Raw genomic sequence first — 23127 nt, forward strand, 5'->3', positions numbered from 1 at the left:
TTTAATTGTGCACAACCTAACCGCGCGAATGTGCAAGCGCGTGCGCCCGTCCGGGCCCGCGTGCGGGCGTCGGGCAGACTGGGGCGATGCGCCGACCCCCCATGCGACTGACCCTGGTGCTGGCCGCCGCGATGCTGGGGGTCTCGGTGATGGGCGTCGGGCTCGTCCGTGCCGCGACCTACTCCGAGCCGTCCGCCGGGCCGATCGTGGTGCCCTCGGACCAGAAGCTCGTCCCCGCGGACGGCACCACGGGCAGCTGCGCGGGCGCGCCGGTGCAGGCCGAGCGGGAGCTGCGCGGGATGTGGCTCACCACGGTGATGAACATCGACTGGCCGAGCCGGCCGGGGCTGCCCGAGGCGCAGGTCAAGGCCGAATACCTGAAGTGGCTCGACCTGGCCGTCGCGCGCCGGCACAACGCGATCTTCGTGCACGTGCGGCCGTCGGGGGACGCGTTCTGGCCCTCGGCGTACGCGCCGTGGTCGGAATGGCTGACCGGCAAGCGGGACGGCAGGTCGCCGGGCTGGGACCCCATGGAATTCATGGTCGCCGAGGCGCACGCGCGCAACCTGGAGTTCCACGCGTGGTTCAACCCGTACCGCGGGACGCAGCCGGGTCCCGACGGGCCGGGTGCCGACTTCAGCAAGCTCGCCCCGAACCATCCTCTGCTCAAGCATCGCGACTGGGCGATCGCCTACCCCGACGGCAAGACGGCGCGGCTCTACTTCGACCCGGGCAACCCGGCGGCCCGCAAGTTCGTCGAGGACGCCATGCTCGAGGCGGTCGCGAAGTACGACATCGACGGCGTGCACTTCGACGACTTCTTCTACCCGTACCCCGAGGGTGGCGGGAGCACGTTCAAGGACGACGCGAGCTTTGCCAAGCGTACGGACAAGAGCCTGAGCCGTGCCGCCTGGCGCCGCGCGAACGTCGACACTCTCGTGCACGAGATGAGCGAGCGCATCAAGCAGCTCAAGCCGTGGGTCAAGTTCGGGATCAGCCCGTTCGGCATCTGGCGCAACAAGACGACGGACCCGTCCGGCTCGGACTCGCACGGCCTGGAGAGCTACGACGCGCAGTTCGCCGACACCCGCAAGTGGGTCAGACAGGGCTGGCTCGACTACGTCGTCCCGCAGCTCTACTGGGCGATCGGCTTCGACAAGGCCGACTACGCCAAGGTGCTGCCGTGGTGGGTGCAGACGGTCAAGGGCACCGAGGTCCAGCTGTACGTCGGCCAGGGCGACTACCGTGTCGGTGAGAAGGGCCCGTGGAAACAGCCCGACCAGCTCGACCGCCAGCTCGCCCTGAACGACAGGTACGGCGTCCAGGGCAGCGTCCACTTCAGCGCCAAGCAGGTCCAGGCCGACAAGCTCGGCTCGGTCACCCGCTACACCACGAACCACTACGCGGGCCCGGCGCTGCTGCCGACCATGAAGAAGCTCCCCCTGGAACCGCCTGGCACCCCGCGCGCCACCGCTGCCCGCCGCACCGGCAGCACGGTGACCATCGAGTGGCAGGCCGGCGCGGGCCCGGAGCCGGTGTCCTGGGCGCTGTACCGCGTCGACACCGCCACCCCGCAGAAGGCGGCCCTGGTCGCCACGGGCCGGCGCGGCTCCCAGGACGTGGTGGACCCCACGCCCCCGGCCGCCGAGGCGACGTACTGCCTGAGCGGCCTGGACCGCTCCGGCAACGAGAGCCCCCTCAGCAGCCCGGTGTCCGTCAGCCCGTGACCTTGCCGCCCGCGACCTCCAGGTGGCGGTTGGTCTGGACGGCGTCGAGCATGCGGCGGTCGTGGGTGACCAGCAGCAGGGTGCCCGGGTATTCGGCCAGCGCGGATTCGAGTTGCTCGATCGCGGGCAGGTCGAGGTGGTTGGTGGGCTCGTCGAGGACCAGCAGGTTGACGCCGCGGGCCTGCAGGAGGGCCAGGGCCGCGCGGGTGCGTTCGCCGGGGGACAGGGTCGCGGCGGGGCGGCGTACGTGATCCGCCTTCAGGCCGAACTTCGCGAGCAGCGTGCGGACGTCCGGGTCGTTGAAGTCCGGGACCGCCGCGCCGAACGCCGTCATCAGCGGTTCGTCGCCGAGGAACAGCCCGCGGGCCTGGTCGACCTCGCCGACGACGACGCCGGGACCGAGGTGCGCCTGGCCCTCGTCGACGGGGAGCCGGCCCAGCAGCGCGGCGAGCAGCGTCGACTTGCCCGAGCCGTTCGCGCCCGTGATCGCGACCTTGTCCGCCCAGTCGATCTGCAGGGTGACCGGGCCGAGCGTGAAACCGCCGCGGCGTACGACGGCCTCGCGCAGCGTGGCGACCACCGCACCGGCCCGGGGGGCGACGGCGATCTCCATGTGGAGTTCCCACTCCTTGCGGGGCTCCTCGACGACCTCGAGGCGCTCGATCATCCGCTGGGTCTGGCGGGCCTTCGCCGCCTGCTTCTCGGTCGACTCGGCGCGCATCGCCTTGCCGATCTTGTCGTTGTCCTTGGCCTTGCGCCGGGCGTTGCGCACGCCCGTCTCCATCCAGCCCCGCTGCATCTGCGCGCGGCTCTCGAGGGCGCCCTTCTTGTCGGCGAACTCCTCGTAGTCCTCGCGGGCGTGCCGCCGGGCCGTCGCCCGCTCGTCCAGGTACGCCTCGTAGCCGCCGCCGTACAGGTTGACCTGCTGCTGGGCGAGGTCCAGCTCCAGCACAGCGGTCGCCGTACGCGTCAGGAACTCCCGGTCGTGGCTGACCAGCACCGTGCCCGCCCGCAGCCCGGTGACGAACTCCTCGAGCCGGCCCAGCCCTTCCAGGTCCAGGTCGTTCGTGGGCTCGTCGAGCAGGAAGATGTCGTACCGGCTGAGCAGCAGCGACGCCATCTGCGCGCGGGCCGCCTGGCCGCCGGAGAGCGCAGTCATCGGGTGGTCCAGCGCGACGGCCAGCCCCAGTTCCCCGGTGACCTGTTCGGCGCGTTCGTCCAGGTCGGCGCCGCCCAGATCCAGCCAGCGTTCGAGCGCGGCCGCGTACCGGTCATCGGCACCGTCACCACCCACGGCCAGGGCCTCCGCCGCCTCGTCCATCGCCACCTGCGCCGGGCCGACGCCCGTTCGGCGGGCCAGGAAGTCCCTCACCGTCTCGTCAGCCCGCCGCTCCCGCTCCTGCGGCAGATAGCCGACATTGGCGGTGGGCGGGCTCAGCGTGACGGTCCCGGCCTCCGGGGGCAGCAGACCCGCGAGGGTACGCAGCAGCGTCGTCTTCCCCGCGCCGTTCACCCCCACGAGCCCGATCACGTCGCCGGGGGCGACAACCAGGTCCAGGGCTTGGAACAGCATGCGGTCGCCGTGCCCCGCGGCGAGTTCCCGGGCGATCATCGTGGCGCTCATCGGGAGCTGACTCTACGTGGCGGTTCAACCGGTTATCGGCACCGCGTTGCCGCTGACGCGTACGCCCGCCTCGCCGGGGGTGAGCGTCACCGTCAGTCTCCCCGGCCGGCCCATGTCGGTGCCCTGCGACAGCTCGATGATCGCGTCGTCCGGGACCAGGCCGAGCCCGCGCAGGTAACCGCCGAACGCGGCCGCCGCGGCACCCGTCGCCGGGTCCTCGTAGATGCCGCCGACCGGGAACGGGTTGCGCACGTGGAAGCTCAGCGGGCCCTCGCGCCACACGAGCTGCACGGTGGTCCAGTCGTTCGCCTCCATCAGGGCCTTGAGGACAGCCACGTCGTAGTCCAGGTCGGCGAGCCGCTTGCGGTTCTTCACCGCGATGACCGGGTGGTACGCCCCCGCGTACGCGATCCGGGGCCGCAGCACCGGGTCGAGGTCGTCCGCGTCCCAGCGCAACGCCGCGAGCAGGGCGACCAGGGCCACGTCGCCGATCTCGCCGACCGCCGCCGGGACGCTGGTCAGCGTCGCGCGGCCCCGGTCGTCGACGGTGACCGGGATCTCACCGGCGTTGGTGACGAACGTGTAGGTGCCGGGCCCCTGCCGGTCGCCCAGCGCCACGGAGGTGGCGACGGTCGCGTGCCCGCAGAACGGGACCTCGGCCAGGGGACTGAAGAAGCGCAGCCGGTCGCCGGCCAGGAACGCCGTCTCGGAATATCCCAGCTCCGCCGCGATGCCCAGCATCTCGGCATCGGTCAGGGCGCTCGCGTCGAGCACCACGCCGGCCGGGTTGCCGCCCGCGGGATCGGTGCTGAAGGCCGCGTACCGGAGGATCTCGACGTCTGTCATGGCACGAGCCTGCCCCCGCCCGCCTCCGTGCGGCCAGCGCCAATCGTCACGATCTGGCTCCGGCGTTTTGTCATGGTCGTTGTTCACAGGCGCGGAGTAGCGTTCCCAACGTGCCAGAGGCTTCCACGCTCGTACCCACCCCACCCACCGATCTCCCGCGCACCCTCGGTGAGCTCCGTGCCTCCGGGCACGAGTTCCGCACCGTGAAGGAGGAGCTGCGCGACAACCTCCTCGACCGGCTGCGCACCGGTGCGCCCCGGTTCCCCGGCATCGTCGGTTACGACGACACCGTCCTGCCCGAGGTCGAGCGGGCGCTGCTCGCCGGTCACGACATGGTCCTGCTCGGCGAGCGCGGTCAGGGCAAGACCCGGCTCATCCGCGGCCTGATCGACCTGCTCGACGAGTGGACGCCCTACATCACCGGTTCCGAGCTGCGGGAACACCCCTACCAGCCGCTGACCCCGGCGATGCGGCGGCTGGCCGGCGAGACCGGCGACCTGCTGCCCGTGTCCTGGCTGCACCGCTCCGAGCGTTACGGCGAGAAGCTCGCCACCCCGGACACCAGCGTCGGCGACCTCATCGGCGACGTCGACCCGATCAAGGTGGCCGAGGGCCGCGCGCTCGGCGACCCCGAGACGATCCACTTCGGGCTCGTGCCGCGTACCAACCGGGGCATCTTCGCCGTCAACGAGCTGCCCGACCTCGCCGAGCGCATCCAGGTGTCGCTGCTCAACGTGCTCGAGGAGCGCGACATCCAGGTCCGTGGCTACCAGCTGCGGCTCCCGCTCGACATCCTGCTCGTCGCGTCCGCCAACCCGGAGGACTACACCAACCGCGGGCGGATCATCACCCCGCTCAAGGACCGGTTCGGCGCCGAGATCCGCACCCACTACCCGCTGGAAGTCGACCTGGAGTCGGAGCTGATCCGGCAGGAGGCCAACCTCTCCGCGTCGGTGCCCGAGCACCTCATCGAGGTCATCGCCCGCTACACCCGGGCGGTCCGCGAGTCCCCGGCCGTCGACCAGCGCTCCGGCATCTCGGCCCGGTTCGCGATCGCCGCCACCGAGACCGTCGCCGCGTCCGCGCTGCGCCGCTCGGGGCTGCGCAACGAGCGCGAGGCCGTCGCCCGGGTCTGCGACACCGTCTCGGTGACCAGCACCCTGCGCGGCAAGGTCGAGTTCGACAGCGGCGAGGAGGGCCGCGAGGTCGAGGTCCTCGCGCACCTGCTGCGCCTGGCCACCGCCGAGACGTTCCGGGCCCGGCTCGCCGGTCTCGACCTGTCCGGCTTCACCGAGCTCGTCGCCGAGGGCGCGATCATCGAGACCGGCGATCTGGTCTCGGCCGACGAGCTCCTGACCCAGATAGGTACGGTCCCCGGGCTGGCCAAGGTCCTCGACCGGCTCGGTCTTGGCGACGCGCCGAGCCCCGGGCAGGCCGCCTCGGCGATCGAGTTCGTCCTCGAGGGCCTGCACCTCACCCGCCGGCTGGCCAAGGAGCTGACCGACGACGGACGCACCCTCTACGGGAGCTGACATGGCGGGAAACCGATTCCGGTACGGGGCGTGGCGGGACGGGCCCGACCCGCTCGCCCCGCCCTACGACGTCCGCGCCGCCGTCGACGAGGTCGGCGAGCGTGTCCTGGCCGGGGAGAACCTGCGCGACGCCCTGCGCGAGCTGCTCCGGCAGGGCCCGCGCGAGGGCCGCGGCCTGGACGAGCTGCGGGCCCGCGCCCGCCGGATGCGCCGCGACGCCCTGCGCCGCGGCAACCTCGACGGCGCGGTCACCCGGGCCCAGCAACTGCTCGACCAGGCCGTCGCCGCCGAACGCGACGAGCTGCGCAACCGCCCCGACGATGACGACGCCCGCTTCAACGAGGCCGTCCTCGACAACCTGCCGCGCTCGACGTCCCGTGCGGTCGAGGAGCTCAGCGACTACAACTGGGCCAGCGACGAGGCCCGCGCCACCTACCAGCAGATCCTCGACGGCCTGCGCCGCGAGGTCGTCGAGCAGCGCTTCGCCGGTATGAAGGAGGCGCTGCAGGGCCGCGATCCGGCCTCCGACGCCGCGGTCGCCGAGATGGTCGGCGATCTCAACGACCTGCTCGGCAAGCACAACCGCGGCGAGGACACCGGCGACGCGTTCCAGCAGTTCATGGCCAAGCACGGCGACTTCTTCCCGGAGAAGCCCGGCAACGTCGAGGAGCTCATCGACTCCCTGGCCCGCCGGGCCGCCGCCGCCGAACGCCTCATGCGGTCCCTCAGCCCCCAGCAGCGTGACGAGCTGGCGAGCCTGATGGACCAGGCACTCGGCGACGGCCCGTTGCGCGGGCAGCTCGGCGAGCTGACCGACAACCTGCGGGCGCTGCGGCCCAACCTGAACTGGGGCCGCGGCGAGCGCATGAAGGGCAGCGAGGACCTCGGGTACGGCGACGCCACCCAGGCGCTCGGCGAGATCGGCGAGCTGGACGAGCTGATGGAACAGCTCGACCAGGACCACCCCGGCGCCACCCTCGACGACATCGACGTGGAGGCGGTCGAGCGGCAGCTCGGCCGGGGCGCCGCCGACGACGTACGCCGCCTGCGCGACCTGGAACGCGAACTGCGCCGCCAGGGCTGGGTCACCCGCGACGACGACGGCCTCACCCTGTCACCCAAGGCCCTGCGCAGGCTCGGCCGCACCGCCCTGGCCCAGGTCTTCAAGGACCTGACCAGCAAGCAGCGCGGCAACCACGACCTGCGCGACGCGGGTGCCGCCGGTGACCTCATCGGCTCGTCCCGCCGCTGGCAGTTCGGCGACTCCCAGCCCCTCGACGTCGTCCGCACCATCGGCAACGCCGTCCGGCGCGGGGGAGCGGGCACCCTGCCCGTCCGTCTCGAGCCCGACGACTTCGAGGTCGCCGAGACCGAACGGAGGGCCTCCGCCGTGGTGGCCCTCTGCGTCGACCTGTCCTACTCGATGTTCGCCGACGGTCGCTGGGGCCCCATGAAACAGACGGCGCTCGCGCTGTCCCACCTCGTGGCCACCCAGTTCCCGCAGGACTCGCTGCAGATCATCGGCTTCGGCCGCTACGCCATGCCGCTCTCCCAGGGCGAGCTGGCCGCGATCGAACCCGACATGGTCCAGGGCACCAACCTGCAGCACGCCCTGAAACTCGCCGGCCGCCACCTGCGCCGCCACCCCGGCGCGGAACCGGTCGTCCTCGTCGTCACCGACGGCGAGCCCACAGCCCACCTCGAGCCGGACGGCGAGGCCTACTTCAACTGGCCGACCCTGCCGGAAACGGTCCAGCTCACGGTGCACGAGGTCGATCAGCTGACCCGCTACGGCGCCACGCTCAACCTCTTCATGCTCGGCGAGAACGAGGGCCTGCGCCGCTTCGTCGACGCGGTCGCCCGCCGCAGTGGTGGGCGGGTGTTCAGCCCCGAGGTCGAGGAGCTGGGCGCGTACGTCGTCGACGACTACGTCCGCAGCCGGCGCGGCAAACGCTGACGGGTCCGGTCCGGCCGGCCTTCCGGCTGGCTGGACCGGGCGTTCGGCCCGGTCCTTGGTCTGCCAGGTCCCTGTTCAGCTCGGTCCCTGTTCGCCAGGTTCTTGTTCGGCCCGGTCCCTGTTCGCCAGGTTCTTGTTCGGCCCGGTCCCTGTTCGCCCGGTCCTTGTTGGCCCGGTCCTTGTTGGCCAGGTCCTTGTTGGCCAGGTCCCTGTTCTGTCAGGTCTCTGTTTGTCAGGGCGAGTCCGGCATCTGCCGGACTCGCCCTATTCGTTGGCACTCAGCGATCTGCGTCACGTCGGCCGTCCCGTTTCCGCACGTCCCAGCGCCCGGAACTGCCAACCTATCCTCCTAGGATGCCTAAGGGATGTGCGGCGCGTAACGAGTAGCGGACAGACCGGCACGGGGTGATGGGGGTGTGGCGTGCCGCTGGATATAGTGGCCCGGCGAGTGAGCGGCCCGGGCGTGTCCGGCCGGCCTTCCGGGGGGAAGGCGGCGGACCAGGCGATCCGGGCCGGGCAGGGATAGCCGCGGGTGGGGTCCCGTGGCGGGTGCGGGGGAGAGGGGGCGCCATGACGCACGAGGCTGCGCCCGGAACGGCCACGAACCGCATCTGGACGATTCCGAACGTGATCAGCTTTCTGCGCCTGCTGGGCGTACCGCTGTTCCTCTATCTTCTTCTCGGCCCGCACCACGACGTCGCAGCGGTGATCGTCCTGGCCGTGGGTGGCAGCACCGACTGGGTCGACGGTTACATCGCCCGCCGGATGAATTCCGTCAGCCGCCTCGGCGAGCTCCTCGACCCGTTCGCGGACCGCCTCTACATCCTGGCCACCCTGGTCGGCTTCACCCTGCGCGAGGTCGTCCCCTGGTGGCTGACCACCGCTCTGCTGCTGCGCGAGCTGGTCCTCGGCATCGCCCTGCTGATCCTGCGCCGCCACGGCTACGGCCCGCCGCCCGTGCACTACGTCGGCAAGACCGGCACGTTCGTTCTCCTCGCGGCGTTCCCGGTCCTCCTGCTCGCCGAAGCGGTCCCCTCGATCGACGCGGTCACCCTCCCGATCGGCTGGGCCCTGGCCTGGTGGGCCCTCGGCCTCTACTGGGCCGCAGCAGCCCTCTACCTCGCCCAGACCCGCGCCCTGCTCCGCGCCGACGCCGCCATCCCGCCGCCCCGCGAGGCTGTCGCAGGATGACCTCGCCCCACGGCGGCCCCGCCAACCGCAGTCAGCAACCCCCACCCACCGACCCCCCGGCCGCTCCGGACGCAGCACAGCCGCCGAACGGGACCCAGGACGTTCCCGAGGCCCCGGCCGCCCAACCGGCGCCGAAGCCCACCCCGGACGACCACGCCCCGGACGACCGTGTCTCGGAGGACCGCACCCCGGACGACCACGCCCCGGACGACCATGTCTCGGAGGACCGCACCCCGGACGACCACGCCCCGGACGACCATGTCTCGGAGGACCGCGCCCGGGACGACCATGTCTCGGAGGACCGCGCCCGGGACGACCGCGCCCGGGACGACCAGGCCCCGGCAGTCATCCCCGCGGTGACCCCGCAGGCAGAGCCTCCAGCGCCCGCGCCCCCCGCGCCCGTTGCTCCGGCGGGGGACGCCGAGGCGGACCAGGCCGCGGATTGGTTCGCGCCCGGAACGCAGCAGCCCGAGCCGCGACCCGATGAACCCCTGCCGTCCCCTGGTGCGACGACGGCAGACCAGGCCCCTGGCTCCGACGACCGTGTCGACGCGATCGAGCCCGGACTCCCCGAAGCCGCCACCGAGGTCGCCCCGCCCGCCGGAGCCATCTCTCCAGCCGTTGCGCCGCCGCCCGACGCCGAGCAGCCGCCGAAACCCCGCACCGGCAACCGTCCGGCGGAACAGCCCGCGGTCGCGGCGAGCCCCGCTGATGAGGGCGTGCGGGTCTCGGCGCCCAACCCCGACGGTGTCCCGGCCCCGGCTTCGGTCGAGGGTGATGAGAAGCCGCAGCGGACGTTCACTCCCGACTTTCTCACCGAGCTGTTCCGGAACCCGCTGGACCCCGGCTACGCGGACGCCGCCGCTCGCAGGGCCCGCGGTGACGGTCCGACCGGTGTGCGCAAGCGCATGCTGAGTGGGATCAGTGCGTTGACGCTCGTGGCGCTCGGGTTTCTGCTGGTGGTGGCTTATCGGCAGACGGTGGCGGATGAGCCGGCGCGGACGCAGGCGCGGGATGAGCTGATCGGGCAGGTGCAGAGCCGGCGGTCGGGGACCTCGCAGTTGCAGGCGCGGGCGGACCGGTTGCGCAGTGAGGTCGCTGATCTTCGGGAGCAGCAGCTGGGTGGGGCCGCGGTGGCCCGCATGCAGGAGCTGGAGGCGGAGACCGGGCTTGCCGCGGTGCGGGGGTCCGGGGCCCGGGTGACGGTCGGTGACGGTCCTACGCCGATCGATCCGGTGACCGGGGTGCGCAGCAGTGATGCCCGGGTGCGTGACACCGACCTGCAGCGGGCGACGAACGCGTTGTGGGCGGCGGGGGCGGAGGCGATCGCGATCAACGGTCAGCGGCTGACCGCGACGTCCACGATCCGGCAGGCGGGCGAGGCGATCCTGGTGGACTTCCGGCCGGTGACCACGCCCTATCAGATTGTCGCGATCGGGCCGGACGAGCTGGCCGCCGACTTCCGTAAGGGTGCGGGCGGGCAGTTCTTCAAGGCGCTGAATTCGCGGTACGGCATGTCGTACGACGTCGCGCCGGTGGGGGACGTCACGCTGGAGGCGGCCACGGAGCCGAACTTCCGGCAGGCCAGTCCTGTTACGCCGTCGCCGGCGAAGAGTCAGAGTCCCACGATCACAACCTCCCCGTCGGAAGGCGGCAGATGATTCCGGTAGTCGCCCTGATCGCCGGTGTCGTTCTCGGCATCGTGTTCCATCCCACCGTGCCGCCCGCGTTGCAGCCCTATCTGCCGATCGCGGTCGTGGCGGCGCTGGACGCCGTCTTCGGCGGCGTGCGGGCAAAACTCGACGGCATTTTCGACGACAAGCAGTTCGTGGTGTCGTTCATCGCGAACGTCCTGGTCGCCGGCGTGATCGTCTATCTGGGTGACCAGCTGGGGGTCGGCGGGCAGCTGTCCACCGGTGTCGTGGTCGTGCTCGGCGTGCGGATCTTCGGCAACGTCGCGGCGATCCGCCGGCATCTGTTCCGGGCGTGACGCGGATGACCGACAAAGATCACCAGCCCGACGACGAGGTCACGGCGCGGCTCACGCCACCGGACGACGAGGTCACCACGCGGCTCACGCCACCGGAGACCCCGGAGAAGCCTGAGACCCCGGTGACGCCGGAGACCCCGGTGACCGGGGACGCCGGCGCGGAAGGCACGGCCGCTCCGGGCGTACCCGGAGAGTCACCTGAACCGGTGACGGACAGCAAGCGGAAGTTGTCATCCGCGGGTGCCCTGATCGGGGTGTTGCTGGCTCTTTTCGGTTTCACCCTGGTGGTGCAGCTGCGCAGCAACGACGCGGATTCCGGGCTGGCCTCGGCCCGCCAGGAGGATCTCGTGCGGATCCTGTCCGACCTGGAGGCCCGGGACCAGCGGCTGCAGCAGGAGATCAACGGTCTCGAGGAGAGCCAGCGGCAGCTGACGTCCGGGGTCGCGGGGCGGCAGGCGGCGCTCGCCGAGGCCGACAAGCGGGCCGATGATCTCGGGTTGCTGTCCGGTACCCTGCCGGCGCGGGGTCCGGGGCTGGAGATCTCGGTCGACCCGGCCGGGCAGCCGATCAAGGCGTCGCAGATCCTCAACGCCGTGCAGGAGCTGCGCGGTGCCGGGGGTGAGGTGATGGAGCTCGTCGGGGACAACGGTGTCGCCGTGCGGATCGTCGCCTCGTCGTACTTCGTCGACGCCGAGGGCGGGGAGATCGTCGTCGACGGTAAGCGGCTCGCGGGCCCTTACACGCTCCGGGTCATCGGGGTGCCGTCGACCATGCAGACGGCGCTGGAGATCCCCGGTGGGGTGGTGGCGTCGGTGAAGCAGGCCGGCGGTAACGTGACCATGGAGCAACGTACGTCGGTCGAAGTGACCGCCGTGCGTCAGCCAGCCAGCCTGCAGTACGCGCGTCCCGTCTCCTGACCGGGCGCGCTTCTCAACGGAGGAACGAGTGATTCCCGAGGATCTGCGGTACACCGCCGAGCACGAATGGGTGTCCGGCGACGGAACCGGCCCCGTGCGGGTGGGCATCACCCACTTCGCGCAGGACGCGCTCGGTGACATCGTCTACGTGCAGCTGCCCGACGAGGGCACCGAGGTGCAGGCCGGTGACAGTCTCGGCGAGATCGAGTCGACCAAGAGCGTCTCGGAGATCTACGCGCCGATCGCCGGCACGATCGTGGCGCGTAACGCCACGCTGGGTGACGAGCCCGAGCTGATCAATGCCGAGCCGTATGCCGCGGGGTGGCTCGTGGAGATCGCCCCGGCGGACCCGTCGGCGCTGGACGCGCTGCTGGACGCCGCGGCGTACCAGGCATTGACCGAGGGCTGATCTTCCGGGCCTGAACTCCCCGCGCGTCCGGTTGCCCGGCTTTTCCGGTCTGACTAGGCTCGCGGGGCACCTGTAGAACCGTTATTACTTCGAAACCGATAGTCGTGCGGCCGGGCCTTCACGGGCAACGGCGGCGGAGGGCATGGCACGTCCGGACCCGAACGTCCGGTGGTGCGGGCCCGCCGTTGCCGGGCGACGACCGAAAAAGATCCGTGAGGTGGTCCATGACGCGCCCAGACGACGAGTTCCCCCCGCTCGACGTCACGTCCACGCTGAACCTCGGAGCGCTCGACGAGGTGCTCGAGGGACCCGACACCGACGTGGTACCGAGCCGGATGTCCGGTTCGCTGCCGCCCGGCATGGCCCTTCTGGTGGTGCGCCGCGGTCCCAACGCGGGTGCGCGCTTCCTGCTGGACCACGACGTGACCACGAGCGGGCGGCATCCCGACAGTGACATCTTCCTCGACGACGTGACGGTTTCGCGCCGGCACGCCGAGTTCCACCGCGACGGCGGGACCTTCACGGTCCGCGACGTCGGGTCGCTCAACGGGACGTACGTCAACCGGGAGCGGGTCGAGTCCGCGACCCTGAGCAACGGTGACGAGGTTCAGATCGGCAAGTTCCGCCTCGTCTTCATCGCCGGCCCGAGGCCGGAGGGCGAGGGCGGCCAGGCGTGAACCCGGCGGGGGCGGCCGCACACGACCCGGGCAGCCGCCCGGGTCGTGACGCTGCGCTGATGAGTATCGGGGAGGTGCTGGCCCAGCTGCGCACGGAGTTCCCCGACACGACGATCTCGAAGCTCCGGTTCCTCGAGGCGGAGGGGCTGGTCGATCCGCAGCGCACCGCCTCCGGCTACCGGAAGTACTCGTGGAACGACGTGGCCCGGCTGCGGTTCGTCCTGACCGCCCAGCGCGATCAGTATCTGCCGTTGCGGGTCATCCGCGAGCAGTTGGAGGCCCTGGAGCGGGGCGACGATCCGCTGGCCCGCCAGCGGCCGTCGCTGGTGGCGGTCGGCTCCGAACCGGAGGCGGCCGCACCGGAGACCACCGACAGCAGGGTGTCGCGTGACGACCTGATCGAGCGCACGGGTGCGGAGGAGCGGCTGCTCTCCGAGCTGGAGCAGATCGGCCTGGTCACGTCGCGCCCGCCCGGCTGGTACGACGGCGACGCGGTGGTGATCGTCGAGGCGGTGGTGGGCCTGACGCGCTACGGCCTGGAGGTCCGGCACCTGCGGGCGTTCCGCACCGGGGCCGACCGGGAGCTGGGGTTGTTCACGCAGCTGCTGGCGCCGCTGGTGCGCCAGCAGGACCCGGCGGCGCAGGCGCGGGCGGCAGAGACGGCCCGGGAGCTGCAGGCGTTGTCGCAACGGCTCCATTCCGCACTGGTACGGGCCGGGCTGCGCGACACACTGGGCCGCTAGTGCACGTTCGGGCGGAAATTTCGGTCGCGGATAGTTACGCCGAGCGCTGAACATCGGGCCACAAAGCTGATCTTCCTGGGGGCGTGGGCCTGCCACCAGGGGGATCTTCGCTTTAGGGGGCATGTGCCAGTGGTATCGGACACGGACCTCGTGTGGCGCTCGCCCCCCGGCGTCCGTGTACGGTGAGGACGAGGGCGGTAACGAAGCCTGACGATCATCGTCAACGATGATCGACGGGGCGGTAACGACGTGCGACACGGAGGCAGCGGTGCGCGAGCTGAGCGTGGTCGGGGTTCGGGTGGAGCTGCCCAGCAACCAGCCGATCGTCCTGCTCAGGGAGGTCGACGGCGATCGGTACCTGCCGATCTGGATCGGCGCGGTGGAGGCTACCGCCATCGCGTACGAGCAGCAGGGTGTCAAACCCGCCCGCCCGTTGACCCATGATCTGCTCCGGGACATCCTCGCGGCGCTGCAGGCGCCGTTGAAGGCTGTGGAGATCACGGAGCTCAAGGAGAACGTGTTTTACGCCGATCTGCTGATCGGTGACAACCTGCGCGTGTCGGCGCGCCCGAGCGACTCGATCGCTCTGGCGTTGCGGGTGGGTGCCCCGATCCGGTGTGCCGATCAGGTGCTGACGGAGGCGGGCATCGTGATCCCGGACGAGCAGGAGGACGAGGTCGAGAAGTTCCGCGAGTTCCTCGACCAGGTCAGCCCGGAGGACTTCGCCAGCTGACCTGTCACACCTACGGTTGATCATCGAAAAACATCCCGTCGGCGGGTCCGGCGGGATGTTTTTGTCGGTGTACCGAGGCGTGCGGGTCGGGGCCCCGGTCGTCCGTACGCGGCGTGTCGCGCCATTACCTCCCTGTTTCAGGCGACCCTGAGTTATAGGCTCGGCGAGTCACAGTGAAGCGGCACCGCGCAGCGGGGAGGTAGTCGCGTGCACGACGCAGATCCTCAGGAGGGTCCACTCGTCGGCGAGGACGGCGAGGTCGGGTATCGCGGGGTCACCGCGTGCCAGGCGGTCGGCATCAGCTACCGCCAGCTCGACTACTGGGCCCGGACCACGCTCGTGGTCCCCAGCGTCCGTGACGCGTCCGGCTCCGGCACGCAGCGGCTCTACTCGTTCCGTGACCTGGTGGTGCTGAAGGTCGTGAAGCGGCTCCTCGACGCCGGGGTCTCGCTGCAGAACATCCGCAAGGCCATCGAGACGCTGCGCTCACGCGGCGTCGACGACCTGGCCGGCATCACGCTCATCTCCGACGGCACCACGGTCTACGAGTGCCGCTCGCCGGAGGAGGTCGTCGATCTGCTCCAGGGCGGTCAGGGCGTCTTCGGCATCGCGATCGGCGGCGCCTTCAAGGAGATCCAGGGTTCCCTGTCCCACCTGCCCGCCGAGCCCGCCGCCGCCCCGCAACCCGTCGGCACGGGCACCGGAACCGCCGTCGAGGCCGAGCCCGCCGCCGGTGACGAGCTGGCCGCCCGCCGCGCCCGCCGCCGCGCCGGCTGACCTTTTTGCCGGACCAGCAACAGTTTTTTGCGGTCGTGCCGGCGCCGGTGCAGGCTGGTGGCATGAGCGATGAGAGATCGTGGGATGCCCGTTACGCCGAGTCCGAGCGGGTCTGGAGCGGTGAGCCGAACGTCGTGCTGGTGCGCGAGGTCGACGGCCTGACCCCGGGAACCGCCCTGGACCTCGGGTGCGGCGAGGGCGCCGACGCGGTCTGGCTGGCGACCCAGGGCTGGACGGTGACCGCCGCCGACATCTCCGGCGTCGCGATCGGCAAAGCGCGTGAGCACGCCGAGGCCGCCGGCGTGAAGGTCGACTTCCAGCGCCACGACCTGGCGCGGACCTTCCCCGAGGGCAGCTTCGACCTGGTGTCGGCGCAGTTCCTCTACTCGTACGGCGACTTCCCGCGCGAGCACGTCCTGCGGCTCGCCGCCGCCGCGGTCACCCCGGGCGGTGTGCTGCTCATCGAGGGCCACCAGGACCACGGCCCGTACGCGCACGACGGCGACGGTCACCCGCCCGTGCGGTTCGCGTCGCCGGACGAGGTGATCGAGGAGCTGCAGCTCGAACCGGGAGGCTGGGCGGTGCTGACCAACGCGGTGCACGACCGGATCCAGACCGGCCCGGACGGCGAGCCGGCGCACCGGACGGACAGCACGATCAAGCTCCGGCGCCGCACGGTAAATTCTGGGGGTGACTGATCCGTTCGAGGCCGCCGGCTCGCTGCGGGAGGCGTACCGGCGGGTCGACTGGGCGGGCACCCCGCTCGGTGCGCCGCACACGTGGAGCCCGGCGTTACGCGGCGCGCTGGACCTCGCGCTCAACACGCGTTCCCCGGTGACCCTGTTCTGGGGCACGGAGTACACGATGCTCTACAACGAGGCGTACGTCCCGATGATCGGGGAGAAGCACCCGCACGCGCTCGGCGCGCCCACCGCGGAGGTCTTCGCCGAGATCTGGGACACGATCGGGCCGATGCTGGAGTCGGTCTTCGCGGGGAAGGGTGCCACCTGGGCCGAGGACCTGCTCCTGCTGATGGACCGGCAGGGCTTCCTCGAGGAAACGTATTTCACGTTCTCCTACTCCCCGGTGCGGGGCCCGGACGGCGTCACCGAGGGCGCGATCGACATCGCCGCCGAGACCACCGGTCAGGTGATCGGCAGGCGTCGCCTCGAGCTGCTGAGCCGGCTCAACGACACGCTCGCGGATGTCGAGACCGTCGCCGAGCTGATCGAGCACGCCCTGCCGGTGCTGCGCTCGGACCCCGACGACCTGCTGGACGTCGACATCCTGCCCGGCACGGCGCCCGAGGTGCCCGAGCTGCTGGACCGTGCCGTGCTCGTCGAGCAGGGCGCTGACGGCGCTCGGGCGTGGGTGCGGCTGACCGGGGTCGACGAGACGCAGGCGGCGGCGGTGCTCTTCGCGCGGCTCAGCCCGCATCTGGCCGTCGACCCCGCGTACCGGGGATTCTTCCGCCTGATCGGCACCGCGCTGGCGCAGGGGCTCAACCGGGCCCGGGCCCGGCAGGCGGAACGCCGGGTCAGCACCACCCAGCGTGAGCTGGCCGAGGCGTTGCAGCGCAGCCTGCTCGTGCCACCGGCGCACCGCGACGGCGTACGCGTCGCGGTGCGCTATCAGCCTGCGGCCGAGGGCGCCCGGATCGGCGGCGACTGGTACGACTCGTTCGTCCTGCCCGACGGCCGCTTCACCGTGGTCGTCGGCGACGTCACCGGTCACGACCGGTTCGCGGCCGCCGCGATGAGCCAGATCCGCAACCTGCTGCGCGGCATCTCCTACACCGTGCCGCGCCGGCCCGCCGAGGTGCTGACCGCACTCGACGACGCGATGGGCGGGTTCGACGTCGGCGTGTTCGCCACCGCCGTGATCGCGCAGCTCGGCCAGGACCGGGTGCTGCGGTGGTCGAACGCGGGTCACCCGCCGCCGGTGCTGCTGTTGCTGGACGGCTCGGTGCGGCTGCTGGAGGTCCGCGGCGAGACACTGCTGGGCACCCGGCTCAAGATCACACGTACCGATCACGAGGTCGAGCTGGAGCCGGGCGCGAGCGTCGTGTTCTACACCGACGGGCTGATCGAGCGGCGCGGCGGGAGCCTCGACGACGGGCTCGCGGAGCTGACCGCGGTCCTCGAAGGCAACGGGCACCTGGACGCCGAGGAGCTGTGCGACCTGCTGCTCTCCCATTTCCTGGGGGCCACGGAGGACGACGTCGTGCTCACGGTGCTGCGCGCAGAAGCCTGAGCAGCAGGGCGAGCGCGGGCCAGGTCGCCCTGCCACGCCGGGTCACCGCGTAACAACGCAGGACGATCGCCGGGTCGGTGAGCGGCACCATACGTACGCCCGGCTGCAGCGCGAGCCCCTCCGGCAGCAACGCCACGCCCAGCCCGGCCACGATCAGGTCCTGCACCAGACTCAGGCTGTCCGCCTTGTGCACGAAACGCGGGCTGAACCCGTCCAGGCCGGCGACCGCGCGCACGACGTCCGCGTCGGCGGTGTTGCGCGAATTGACGATCCAGTCGGCGTCCCGGGCCGCGGAGAACACGTCAACATCGGATTCGGTGGGTACGCCCAGAGCCCACCTCTTCTGCCACAGCGGCACCACGTCCAGCGACGGGTCGGGCGTCACGGGCGCAAGGTTGTAGTCGTAGACCAGCGCGAGGTCGACTGCGTCCGCGGCGAGCAGTTCGTACGCCTCGAACGGCTCGTGCTCCGCGATCAGCAGCCGCACCCGGGGATGGTCACGGGCCAGCACGGCGGTGATCGGGATCAGCGCGCGACGGACGGCGGACGCGAACCCCGCCACCCGCAGCTGCCCGGCGGGCTCCCCACCGGGGTCGAGATCGAGCCGGGCGGCCTCGACCGCGGACAGGATCGTGACCGCGTGCGCCGCCAGCCGCCGCCCCGCCGGCGTGAGCCGCACCCGCCGCCCGTCCGGCTCGGTCAGCGCCGTCCCCGCCTCCCGCGTCAGCACGGCGAGCTGCTGCGACACGGTGGACGTGGTGATGTGCATCTCGTCGGCGACCTCGCGCATCGACCCGAGCCGGGACAGTTCCAGCAGTAGCCGCAGCCGACGCGTGTCCATGCCCCATTGTTCGACAAACCCGAACGGTATGTCCACGAATCTCACGTGGACGCGAACGGTTCCCGGGTCGTGTACTGGGCCCATGCGTAGCGATGCCCGTACCGGAACAGCCCTGGCCCTGGCCTCGATGCTGTTCGTCCAGCTCGGCCTCGCCGTCGCCGTGCACCTCATCGACGCCGTCGGCGCGCTCGGCGCGGCCTGGCTCCGGCTGGCCTGGGGCGGCGTGATCATGCTCGTGCTGTTCCGCCCCCGCCCGCGCGACTTCACCCGCTCCGGCCTGCTCGGTGCGGTTGTCCTGGGCGTGGTCACCGCCGGGACGACGATGCTGTTCATGCAGGCGGTGGCCAGGCTGCCGCTCGGCACGGCCAGCGCCCTGGAGTTCCTCGGCCCGCTCGGCGTCGCGGTGGCCCGGGCCGGCTCGGGCTCGCGCGTCTGGCCCATGGTCGCGGCGGGTGGCGTCGTGCTGCTCACCGAGCCGTGGCACGGCGGGATCGACCCGGCGGGTGCGGCGTTCGCCCTGGCCGCGGCGCTGTGCTGGGCGGCGTACATCCTGCTCACCCAGCGCGTCGGCGACCAGGTCGAAGGCCTCGCCGGGCTGGGCGTCTCCATGGCCGTGGCGGGCCTGACCGCGACGCTGATCGCCGCGCCCACGGTGGCACCGCTGCTGACCTGGAAACTGCTGCTCGCCGGTCTCGGCCTGGCCGTGCTGCTCCCGGTCGTCCCGTTCCTGCTGGAGTTCCTCGCCCTGCGCCGCCTGACCACGGCCGCCTTCGGAACCCTGATGAGCCTCGAACCCGCGTACGCGCTGATCATCGGTCTGCTCGTCCTGGGCCAGGTCCCGGGCGCGGCGGCGGTCGCGGGCATCGCCCTGGTCGTCACCGCCGGCGTCGGCGCCTCCCGCGCGGGTGCCCGCCCGGCTCCGCCCCCGCCACGGGTTCTTGAGAGCACCGGCGTGCACGGCCCACTGTGAGCCGATCGCACTGGGCATGGCTGTCACCGGGCGTGGGGCCGGGAACGGGCCGGTGGGGTAGGGCGGCCGGGCACCACCCCCGTGTGTGGTGCCCGGCCGGGGATCAGCGGGGGGACCAGCCGTCGCGGTAGGTGACGGTGGGGGAGTGCCCGGCGGGGCGTTCGGTCAGGACGCAGATCTCTTCGCCGGGCCACCACCAGCCGGTGGAGCGGGCCAGGGTGGCCCACTCGTCGAGACGGGTGGCGGCGCGGGGCGGATAGGCGGCGAGGCCGAGGCGGCGCAGGGTGTCGTAGTAGGCGAGCCAGGAGGCGTCCTGCTGGCCGTACCAGCAGACCGGGACGTGGTCCGGGCGGCCCAGTGCGGCCCGGACCGGCACTGCTATCTCGGCGATCAGGGCCTGCCAGAGCGATTCGCGTACGCCGCGGCGCAGCACGACCCGCAGCGGCACCCCGGCTTGGAGGGCCTGTTCGGGTGGCAGATCGGGCCAGTCACGGCCGGTCTTCGGCACCTTGTCGGCCGTCGCGGGCTTGCTGCGCCGGGGTGCGTCGAGGTCCGGGTGGTCGGCCGCGTCGTCGAGGGCTGCCATCATCGCCGACCAGCCGGTCGCGATGTCGACGGCGATCGGTGGGCGGCCCGGGGGCTCCTTGGGCTGCAGCCAGCGCCGCAGGTCATGGTGGCCGGGAACGCCCGTGACGTGGGCGAAGGCCTGCTTCGGCGAGTCGGCCCAGAGGAACTGCGGGCGGGGACGGCCGTGGCGGGCGTACAAGTGGGAGACAACGGCTTCGGCTGCGGGACGATCCGACGGCTCGGTGGAGAGTCCCACCTCGAGCCATTCCTGCCGGACGGCGGTTGCCTGATGCCAGTGATCCAGAGCGGCGACCTTGCGCCGCACCGGGGCGGTCATCGACCGGGGGCGCGCACGCCCTTTCGCATAACGTCAATCATGCGCGGAAGTCTGGACCATCGCCCGCTGCGGCGCAACCCCGTTGACGACCGTCCTCAGGAGACACCGCGATCCGCGGCGGGGATCTTGTCGTCGTAGGCGCCGGGCTTGCCCGCGTACCGCTCGCCGTCGACATAGGGCCAGGGGTTCGGTTTGCAGCCGTGCAGTCCGAGGGTCTGCTGCTGCATGACCGGGGCCGGGTCGCCGCGGCCCCCGCACAGTTCGTGGCCGTGGCCGAGGCGGTGGCCGACCTCGTGGTTGACCATGTACTGCCGGTACGTGGCCAGCGATGCCCCGAAGTCCGGGACGCCCTTCACCCAGCGGGCGACGTTCAGGACGACCTTGTCGCCGTTGCGGCAGGACGTGTACGAGTCCAGGCCGCTCTCGCACAGCCGGTCGCGGGTCAGCGGGGTGGCGAGGTAGATCGTGAAGTCGTACGCGTCACCGGGGCCGACCCGCCGCAGGCGCAGGGTGCCACCCGCCGTCCAGCCTCGCGGGTCGTTGAGCGTCGTGGCGACGGCGTCGGCGAACCCGCGTACGTTCAGGCCCTTGATGTCCGATTCGACCACCACCCGGTAGCGGAGCAGCGTGCCCTTGTCACCACCGGTGTTCGCGGCGGCCGGGGCCGTGCGCCACCTCGCCTCGCCCTGCGCGGGGTAGGTGATCGTCTCGGGCCGGGGCCGGACCTGCTTGGCCGGGGCCGGGGCCGGGGCCTGGGCCGGGGGCTTCGCCGTGTGGCTCACCGCCGGCATCGCCGACGTGATCTGGGGCAGGGCGCCGCACGCCGCCAGGCCCAGGCCGCCCGCCACCGCGGTGGTCAGCGCCGCCGTGGCGACGCGCGTAACTCCCACACTGTTCCATCGGCTGGGGCGCCGATGGGCTGAGCTGTGCCTCACGCAGCCACCGGGGCAGCCGGGTACGCCGGGCGCAGCATCGTCGCGGTGCGGGGCACGTGCGGGATGATCGACTTCTCGACGGTGATCGCGTGCCAGAGGCAGAACATGGCCACCGTCCAGACCTTGCGGGAGTTGTCCGCCTCGCCGGCGCGGTGCTCGGCGAGCAGGCGCTGAGCGTACCCGAGGTCGAGCAGGTGACCCGCCTGGGAGCCGTCGAGCAGCGAGCCGATCCAGTCGCCGATCTGGCCCTTGAGCCACACCCGGGTCGGGGTGGGGAAGCCCAGCTTGCGGCGGTCGCGCACCGACTCGGGGACGATGCCGCGCATCGCCTCGCGGAACGCCATCTTGGTGCCCTGGCTGCCGTGCGGGAGTTTCAGCTCGGTGGGCAGGCCCGCGGCGGCGGCGTAGACCGCCTGGTCGAGGAACGGCACGCGCAGTTCGAGGGAGTGGGCCATCGACATCCGGTCCGCCTTCGCGAGGATGTCGCCGGGCAGCCAGGTGTGCAGGTCGACGTACTGCATCGAGGCTACGTCGTCCACGTCGGCTGTTTCCGCGTACAGATGAGACGTGATGGCGGTGTGGGGTTCGGCTGTGAACCGCATCAGGTTGGCCTTCTCCTCCGGGGAGAAGATCCGCGCGTTGCCCCAGTAGCGTTCCTCGATCGGGGTGGTGCCGCGCTCCAGGAAGCTGCGGCCCTTCATCCCCTCGGGCATCACGTGGGACAGGTTGCGCAGGCCCCGCTTCATCCCGGCGGGCAGCTTGCCGATGCCCGCCAGCGACATCGGCTCGCGGTAGATCGTGTAGCCGCCGAACAACTCGTCGGAGCCCTCGCCCGACAGCACCACGGTGACGTACTGCGACGCCGTGCGGGCCAGGAAGTAGAGCGGCACCAGCGACGGGTCGGCCACCGGGTCGTCGAGCAGCTGCACGATGCGGGGCAGCTCGCGGATGACGTCGTCCTCGGTGATGATCGTCGGGGTCAGCCGTACGCCCAGCTGGTTCGCGGTGTCCTGGGCGATCTCGATCTCGGAGTACGCCGCGTCGTCGAAGCCCGCCGTGAACGCGTGCAGGTCCGGCTTGACCTCCTTCGCGAGCGCCACGATCGCGGACGAGTCGACGCCGCTGGACAGGAACGTGCCGACCGGCACCTCGGCGTGCATGTGCTTGCGGACGCTGTCGCGCAGGGCATCCTGGATCGCCTGGTACGCGGCCTCGGGCCGGACGTTCAACGGCCGCAGCGACGGGCGGAAGTACCGTTCCTGGCGCATGCCGCCGCCGGGGGTCCAGGTCAGCTTGTGCCCCGGGGCGAGCCGGCGTACCTGCCGGTGCAGGGTCATCGGCTCCGGCACGTACTGGAACGTCAGGTAGTGCGCCAGCGCGTCGGTGTCGAGCGCCGCCCCCGAGTTGCCGCTGAACTCCAGCAGCGCCTTGCGCTCGCTGGCCATGAACAGCCCGTCGGAGGTCTCCAGCACGTACAGCGGCTTGATCCCGAACGGGTCGCGGGCCGCATGCGTGGTGCCGGTCCAGTGGTCGTACGCGACGAACGCGAACATGCCGCGCAGCCGGGGCAGCGCCGCGGCACCCCAGTAGTGGAACGCCGCCGCCAGCACCTCGCTGTCACCGTGCGTGGCGAACGTGGCCTGGTGCTCGCGGACCAGGTCGGCGCGCAGCTCCCGGTAGTTGTAGATCTCGCCGTTGAACACCACGGTCCAGCGCCCGGCCTGCGGCCCGTCGCACGGGTAGTGCACCGGCTGCGCGGCCTCCTCGCGGTCGATGATGGCGAGACGCTTGAAACCGAAGGCCAGCCCGTCACCGAACTCCACCTTCGTGTCGTCGGGCCCGCGGTGGTGCATCGTCTCCAGCGCGCTCTGGAACGCCGCAGCAGTGCCCGGGTCGGGGACTCCGGCTCGGGGGCGGCTGCTGATGAATACGGCAAGACCACACATCGCGTACTCCTGTCGTCGCGGCGGTTACGTGGCCGGAACACTAGGAATCGGGCTGTGAGGAACTTGTGAGGAAGCTTTGCGGATCCGCGATCTGATGGAAAGTCGAATGGATCTTCACGAGAACCCAACATTGTTGCCGGGGTGGACGACAATCG

At 71.5% G+C, this 23127-nt stretch carries 21 protein-coding genes; 15 read left to right on the plus strand and 6 right to left on the minus strand.

Features of this window, described 5'->3' with window-relative positions:
- The first annotated feature begins 86 nt into the window (after nucleotides 1-86).
- Entirely contained in the window at nucleotides 87-1727 is a 1641-nt protein-coding gene (locus Aco04nite_RS46855; RefSeq protein ID WP_213003641.1) for a glycoside hydrolase family 10-like protein, read from the plus strand.
- Here the strand turns inward: Aco04nite_RS46855 and Aco04nite_RS46860 are convergent.
- On the minus strand, nucleotides 1717-3351 hold the full coding sequence (locus Aco04nite_RS46860) for an ABC-F family ATP-binding cassette domain-containing protein (protein ID WP_213003642.1): 1635 nt from the start codon (nucleotides 3349-3351) through the stop codon (nucleotides 1717-1719). The genes Aco04nite_RS46855 and Aco04nite_RS46860 overlap by 11 nt on opposite strands.
- 24 nt (nucleotides 3352-3375) lie before the next feature.
- Entirely contained in the window at nucleotides 3376-4197 is an 822-nt protein-coding gene (locus tag Aco04nite_RS46865) for a PhzF family phenazine biosynthesis protein (protein WP_213003643.1), read from the minus strand.
- A 110-nt stretch (nucleotides 4198-4307) separates the two neighbouring features.
- On the opposite strand from Aco04nite_RS46865, the gene Aco04nite_RS46870 reads away from it, so the two are divergent.
- From Aco04nite_RS46870 to Aco04nite_RS46930, 13 genes are all read left to right on the plus strand, one after another.
- On the plus strand, nucleotides 4308-5729 hold the full coding sequence (locus Aco04nite_RS46870; RefSeq protein ID WP_213003644.1) for a sigma 54-interacting transcriptional regulator: 1422 nt from the start codon (nucleotides 4308-4310) through the stop codon (nucleotides 5727-5729).
- A gap of 1 nt (nucleotide 5730) precedes the next feature.
- Entirely contained in the window at nucleotides 5731-7686 is a 1956-nt protein-coding gene (locus tag Aco04nite_RS46875; RefSeq protein WP_213003645.1) for a vWA domain-containing protein, read from the plus strand.
- Nucleotides 7687-8256: 570 nt separating this feature from the next.
- Nucleotides 8257-8877 (plus strand): cardiolipin synthase ClsA, encoded by a 621-nt coding sequence (gene clsA / locus Aco04nite_RS46880; RefSeq protein ID WP_213003646.1) that lies wholly within the window; start codon nucleotides 8257-8259, stop codon nucleotides 8875-8877.
- A complete protein-coding gene (locus Aco04nite_RS46885) occupies nucleotides 8874-10538 on the plus strand; it encodes a DUF881 domain-containing protein (RefSeq protein WP_213003647.1) in 1665 nt (554 codons plus the stop codon). Before clsA ends, Aco04nite_RS46885 begins: the two co-directional genes overlap by 4 nt.
- A complete protein-coding gene (locus tag Aco04nite_RS46890; protein ID WP_203835465.1) occupies nucleotides 10535-10867 on the plus strand; it encodes a small basic family protein in 333 nt (110 codons plus the stop codon). Before Aco04nite_RS46885 ends, Aco04nite_RS46890 begins: the two co-directional genes overlap by 4 nt.
- 5 nt (nucleotides 10868-10872) lie before the next feature.
- The gene (locus tag Aco04nite_RS46895) at nucleotides 10873-11784 is read left to right on the plus strand and encodes a DUF881 domain-containing protein (RefSeq protein ID WP_244876812.1); all 912 of its coding nucleotides are present in this window, start codon (nucleotides 10873-10875) and stop codon (nucleotides 11782-11784) included.
- Nucleotides 11785-11812: 28 nt separating this feature from the next.
- A complete protein-coding gene (gene gcvH, locus Aco04nite_RS46900; protein ID WP_203835464.1) occupies nucleotides 11813-12193 on the plus strand; it encodes a glycine cleavage system protein GcvH in 381 nt (126 codons plus the stop codon).
- Nucleotides 12194-12417: 224 nt separating this feature from the next.
- A complete protein-coding gene (gene odhI, locus Aco04nite_RS46905; protein WP_203835463.1) occupies nucleotides 12418-12870 on the plus strand; it encodes an oxoglutarate dehydrogenase inhibitor Odhl in 453 nt (150 codons plus the stop codon).
- 59 nt (nucleotides 12871-12929) lie between these two features.
- Entirely contained in the window at nucleotides 12930-13613 is a 684-nt protein-coding gene (gene ftsR, locus Aco04nite_RS46910; RefSeq protein ID WP_239158663.1) for a transcriptional regulator FtsR, read from the plus strand.
- Nucleotides 13614-13881: 268 nt separating this feature from the next.
- Entirely contained in the window at nucleotides 13882-14346 is a 465-nt protein-coding gene (locus Aco04nite_RS46915; protein WP_203835470.1) for a bifunctional nuclease family protein, read from the plus strand.
- Between the two features lie 207 nt (nucleotides 14347-14553).
- Nucleotides 14554-15123, plus strand: coding sequence for a MerR family transcriptional regulator (locus tag Aco04nite_RS46920; RefSeq protein WP_213003648.1), 570 nt, complete (start codon nucleotides 14554-14556; stop codon nucleotides 15121-15123).
- 62 nt (nucleotides 15124-15185) lie between these two features.
- A complete protein-coding gene (locus tag Aco04nite_RS46925) occupies nucleotides 15186-15821 on the plus strand; it encodes a class I SAM-dependent methyltransferase (protein WP_213003649.1) in 636 nt (211 codons plus the stop codon).
- Nucleotides 15814-17376, plus strand: coding sequence for a PP2C family protein-serine/threonine phosphatase (locus Aco04nite_RS46930; protein ID WP_213003650.1), 1563 nt, complete (start codon nucleotides 15814-15816; stop codon nucleotides 17374-17376). Before Aco04nite_RS46925 ends, Aco04nite_RS46930 begins: the two co-directional genes overlap by 8 nt.
- On the opposite strand, the gene Aco04nite_RS46935 is transcribed toward Aco04nite_RS46930, so the two are convergent.
- The gene (locus Aco04nite_RS46935) at nucleotides 17351-18217 is read right to left on the minus strand and encodes a LysR family transcriptional regulator (protein WP_213003651.1); all 867 of its coding nucleotides are present in this window, start codon (nucleotides 18215-18217) and stop codon (nucleotides 17351-17353) included. The genes Aco04nite_RS46930 and Aco04nite_RS46935 overlap by 26 nt on opposite strands.
- Nucleotides 18218-18299: 82 nt before the next feature.
- Between Aco04nite_RS46935 and Aco04nite_RS46940 the strand changes: the two genes are divergently transcribed.
- A complete protein-coding gene (locus Aco04nite_RS46940; RefSeq protein WP_213003652.1) occupies nucleotides 18300-19187 on the plus strand; it encodes an EamA family transporter in 888 nt (295 codons plus the stop codon).
- Between the two features lie 103 nt (nucleotides 19188-19290).
- Here Aco04nite_RS46940 and Aco04nite_RS46945 read toward each other — a convergent pair whose 3' ends face one another.
- The 3 genes from Aco04nite_RS46945 to asnB all read right to left on the minus strand — a co-directional run bounded on the left by Aco04nite_RS46945 (nucleotide 19291) and on the right by asnB (nucleotide 22972).
- Nucleotides 19291-20091: a DUF6745 domain-containing protein gene (locus Aco04nite_RS46945; protein WP_213003653.1), complete on the minus strand. Its 801-nt coding sequence runs from the start codon at nucleotides 20089-20091 to the stop codon at nucleotides 19291-19293.
- 95 nt (nucleotides 20092-20186) lie between these two features.
- Nucleotides 20187-20981 carry a DUF3152 domain-containing protein gene (locus tag Aco04nite_RS46950; RefSeq protein ID WP_244876813.1) on the minus strand — a complete coding sequence of 265 codons (795 nt, stop codon included), beginning with the start codon at nucleotides 20979-20981 and terminating at the stop codon, nucleotides 20187-20189.
- 41 nt (nucleotides 20982-21022) lie between these two features.
- The gene (gene asnB / locus Aco04nite_RS46955; protein ID WP_213003654.1) at nucleotides 21023-22972 is read right to left on the minus strand and encodes an asparagine synthase (glutamine-hydrolyzing); all 1950 of its coding nucleotides are present in this window, start codon (nucleotides 22970-22972) and stop codon (nucleotides 21023-21025) included.
- Between the last annotated feature and the right edge of the window lie 155 nt (nucleotides 22973-23127).

The sequence above is a fragment of the Winogradskya consettensis genome, assembly GCF_018332715.1.
GTDB lineage: Bacteria > Actinomycetota > Actinomycetes > Mycobacteriales > Micromonosporaceae > Actinoplanes > Actinoplanes consettensis.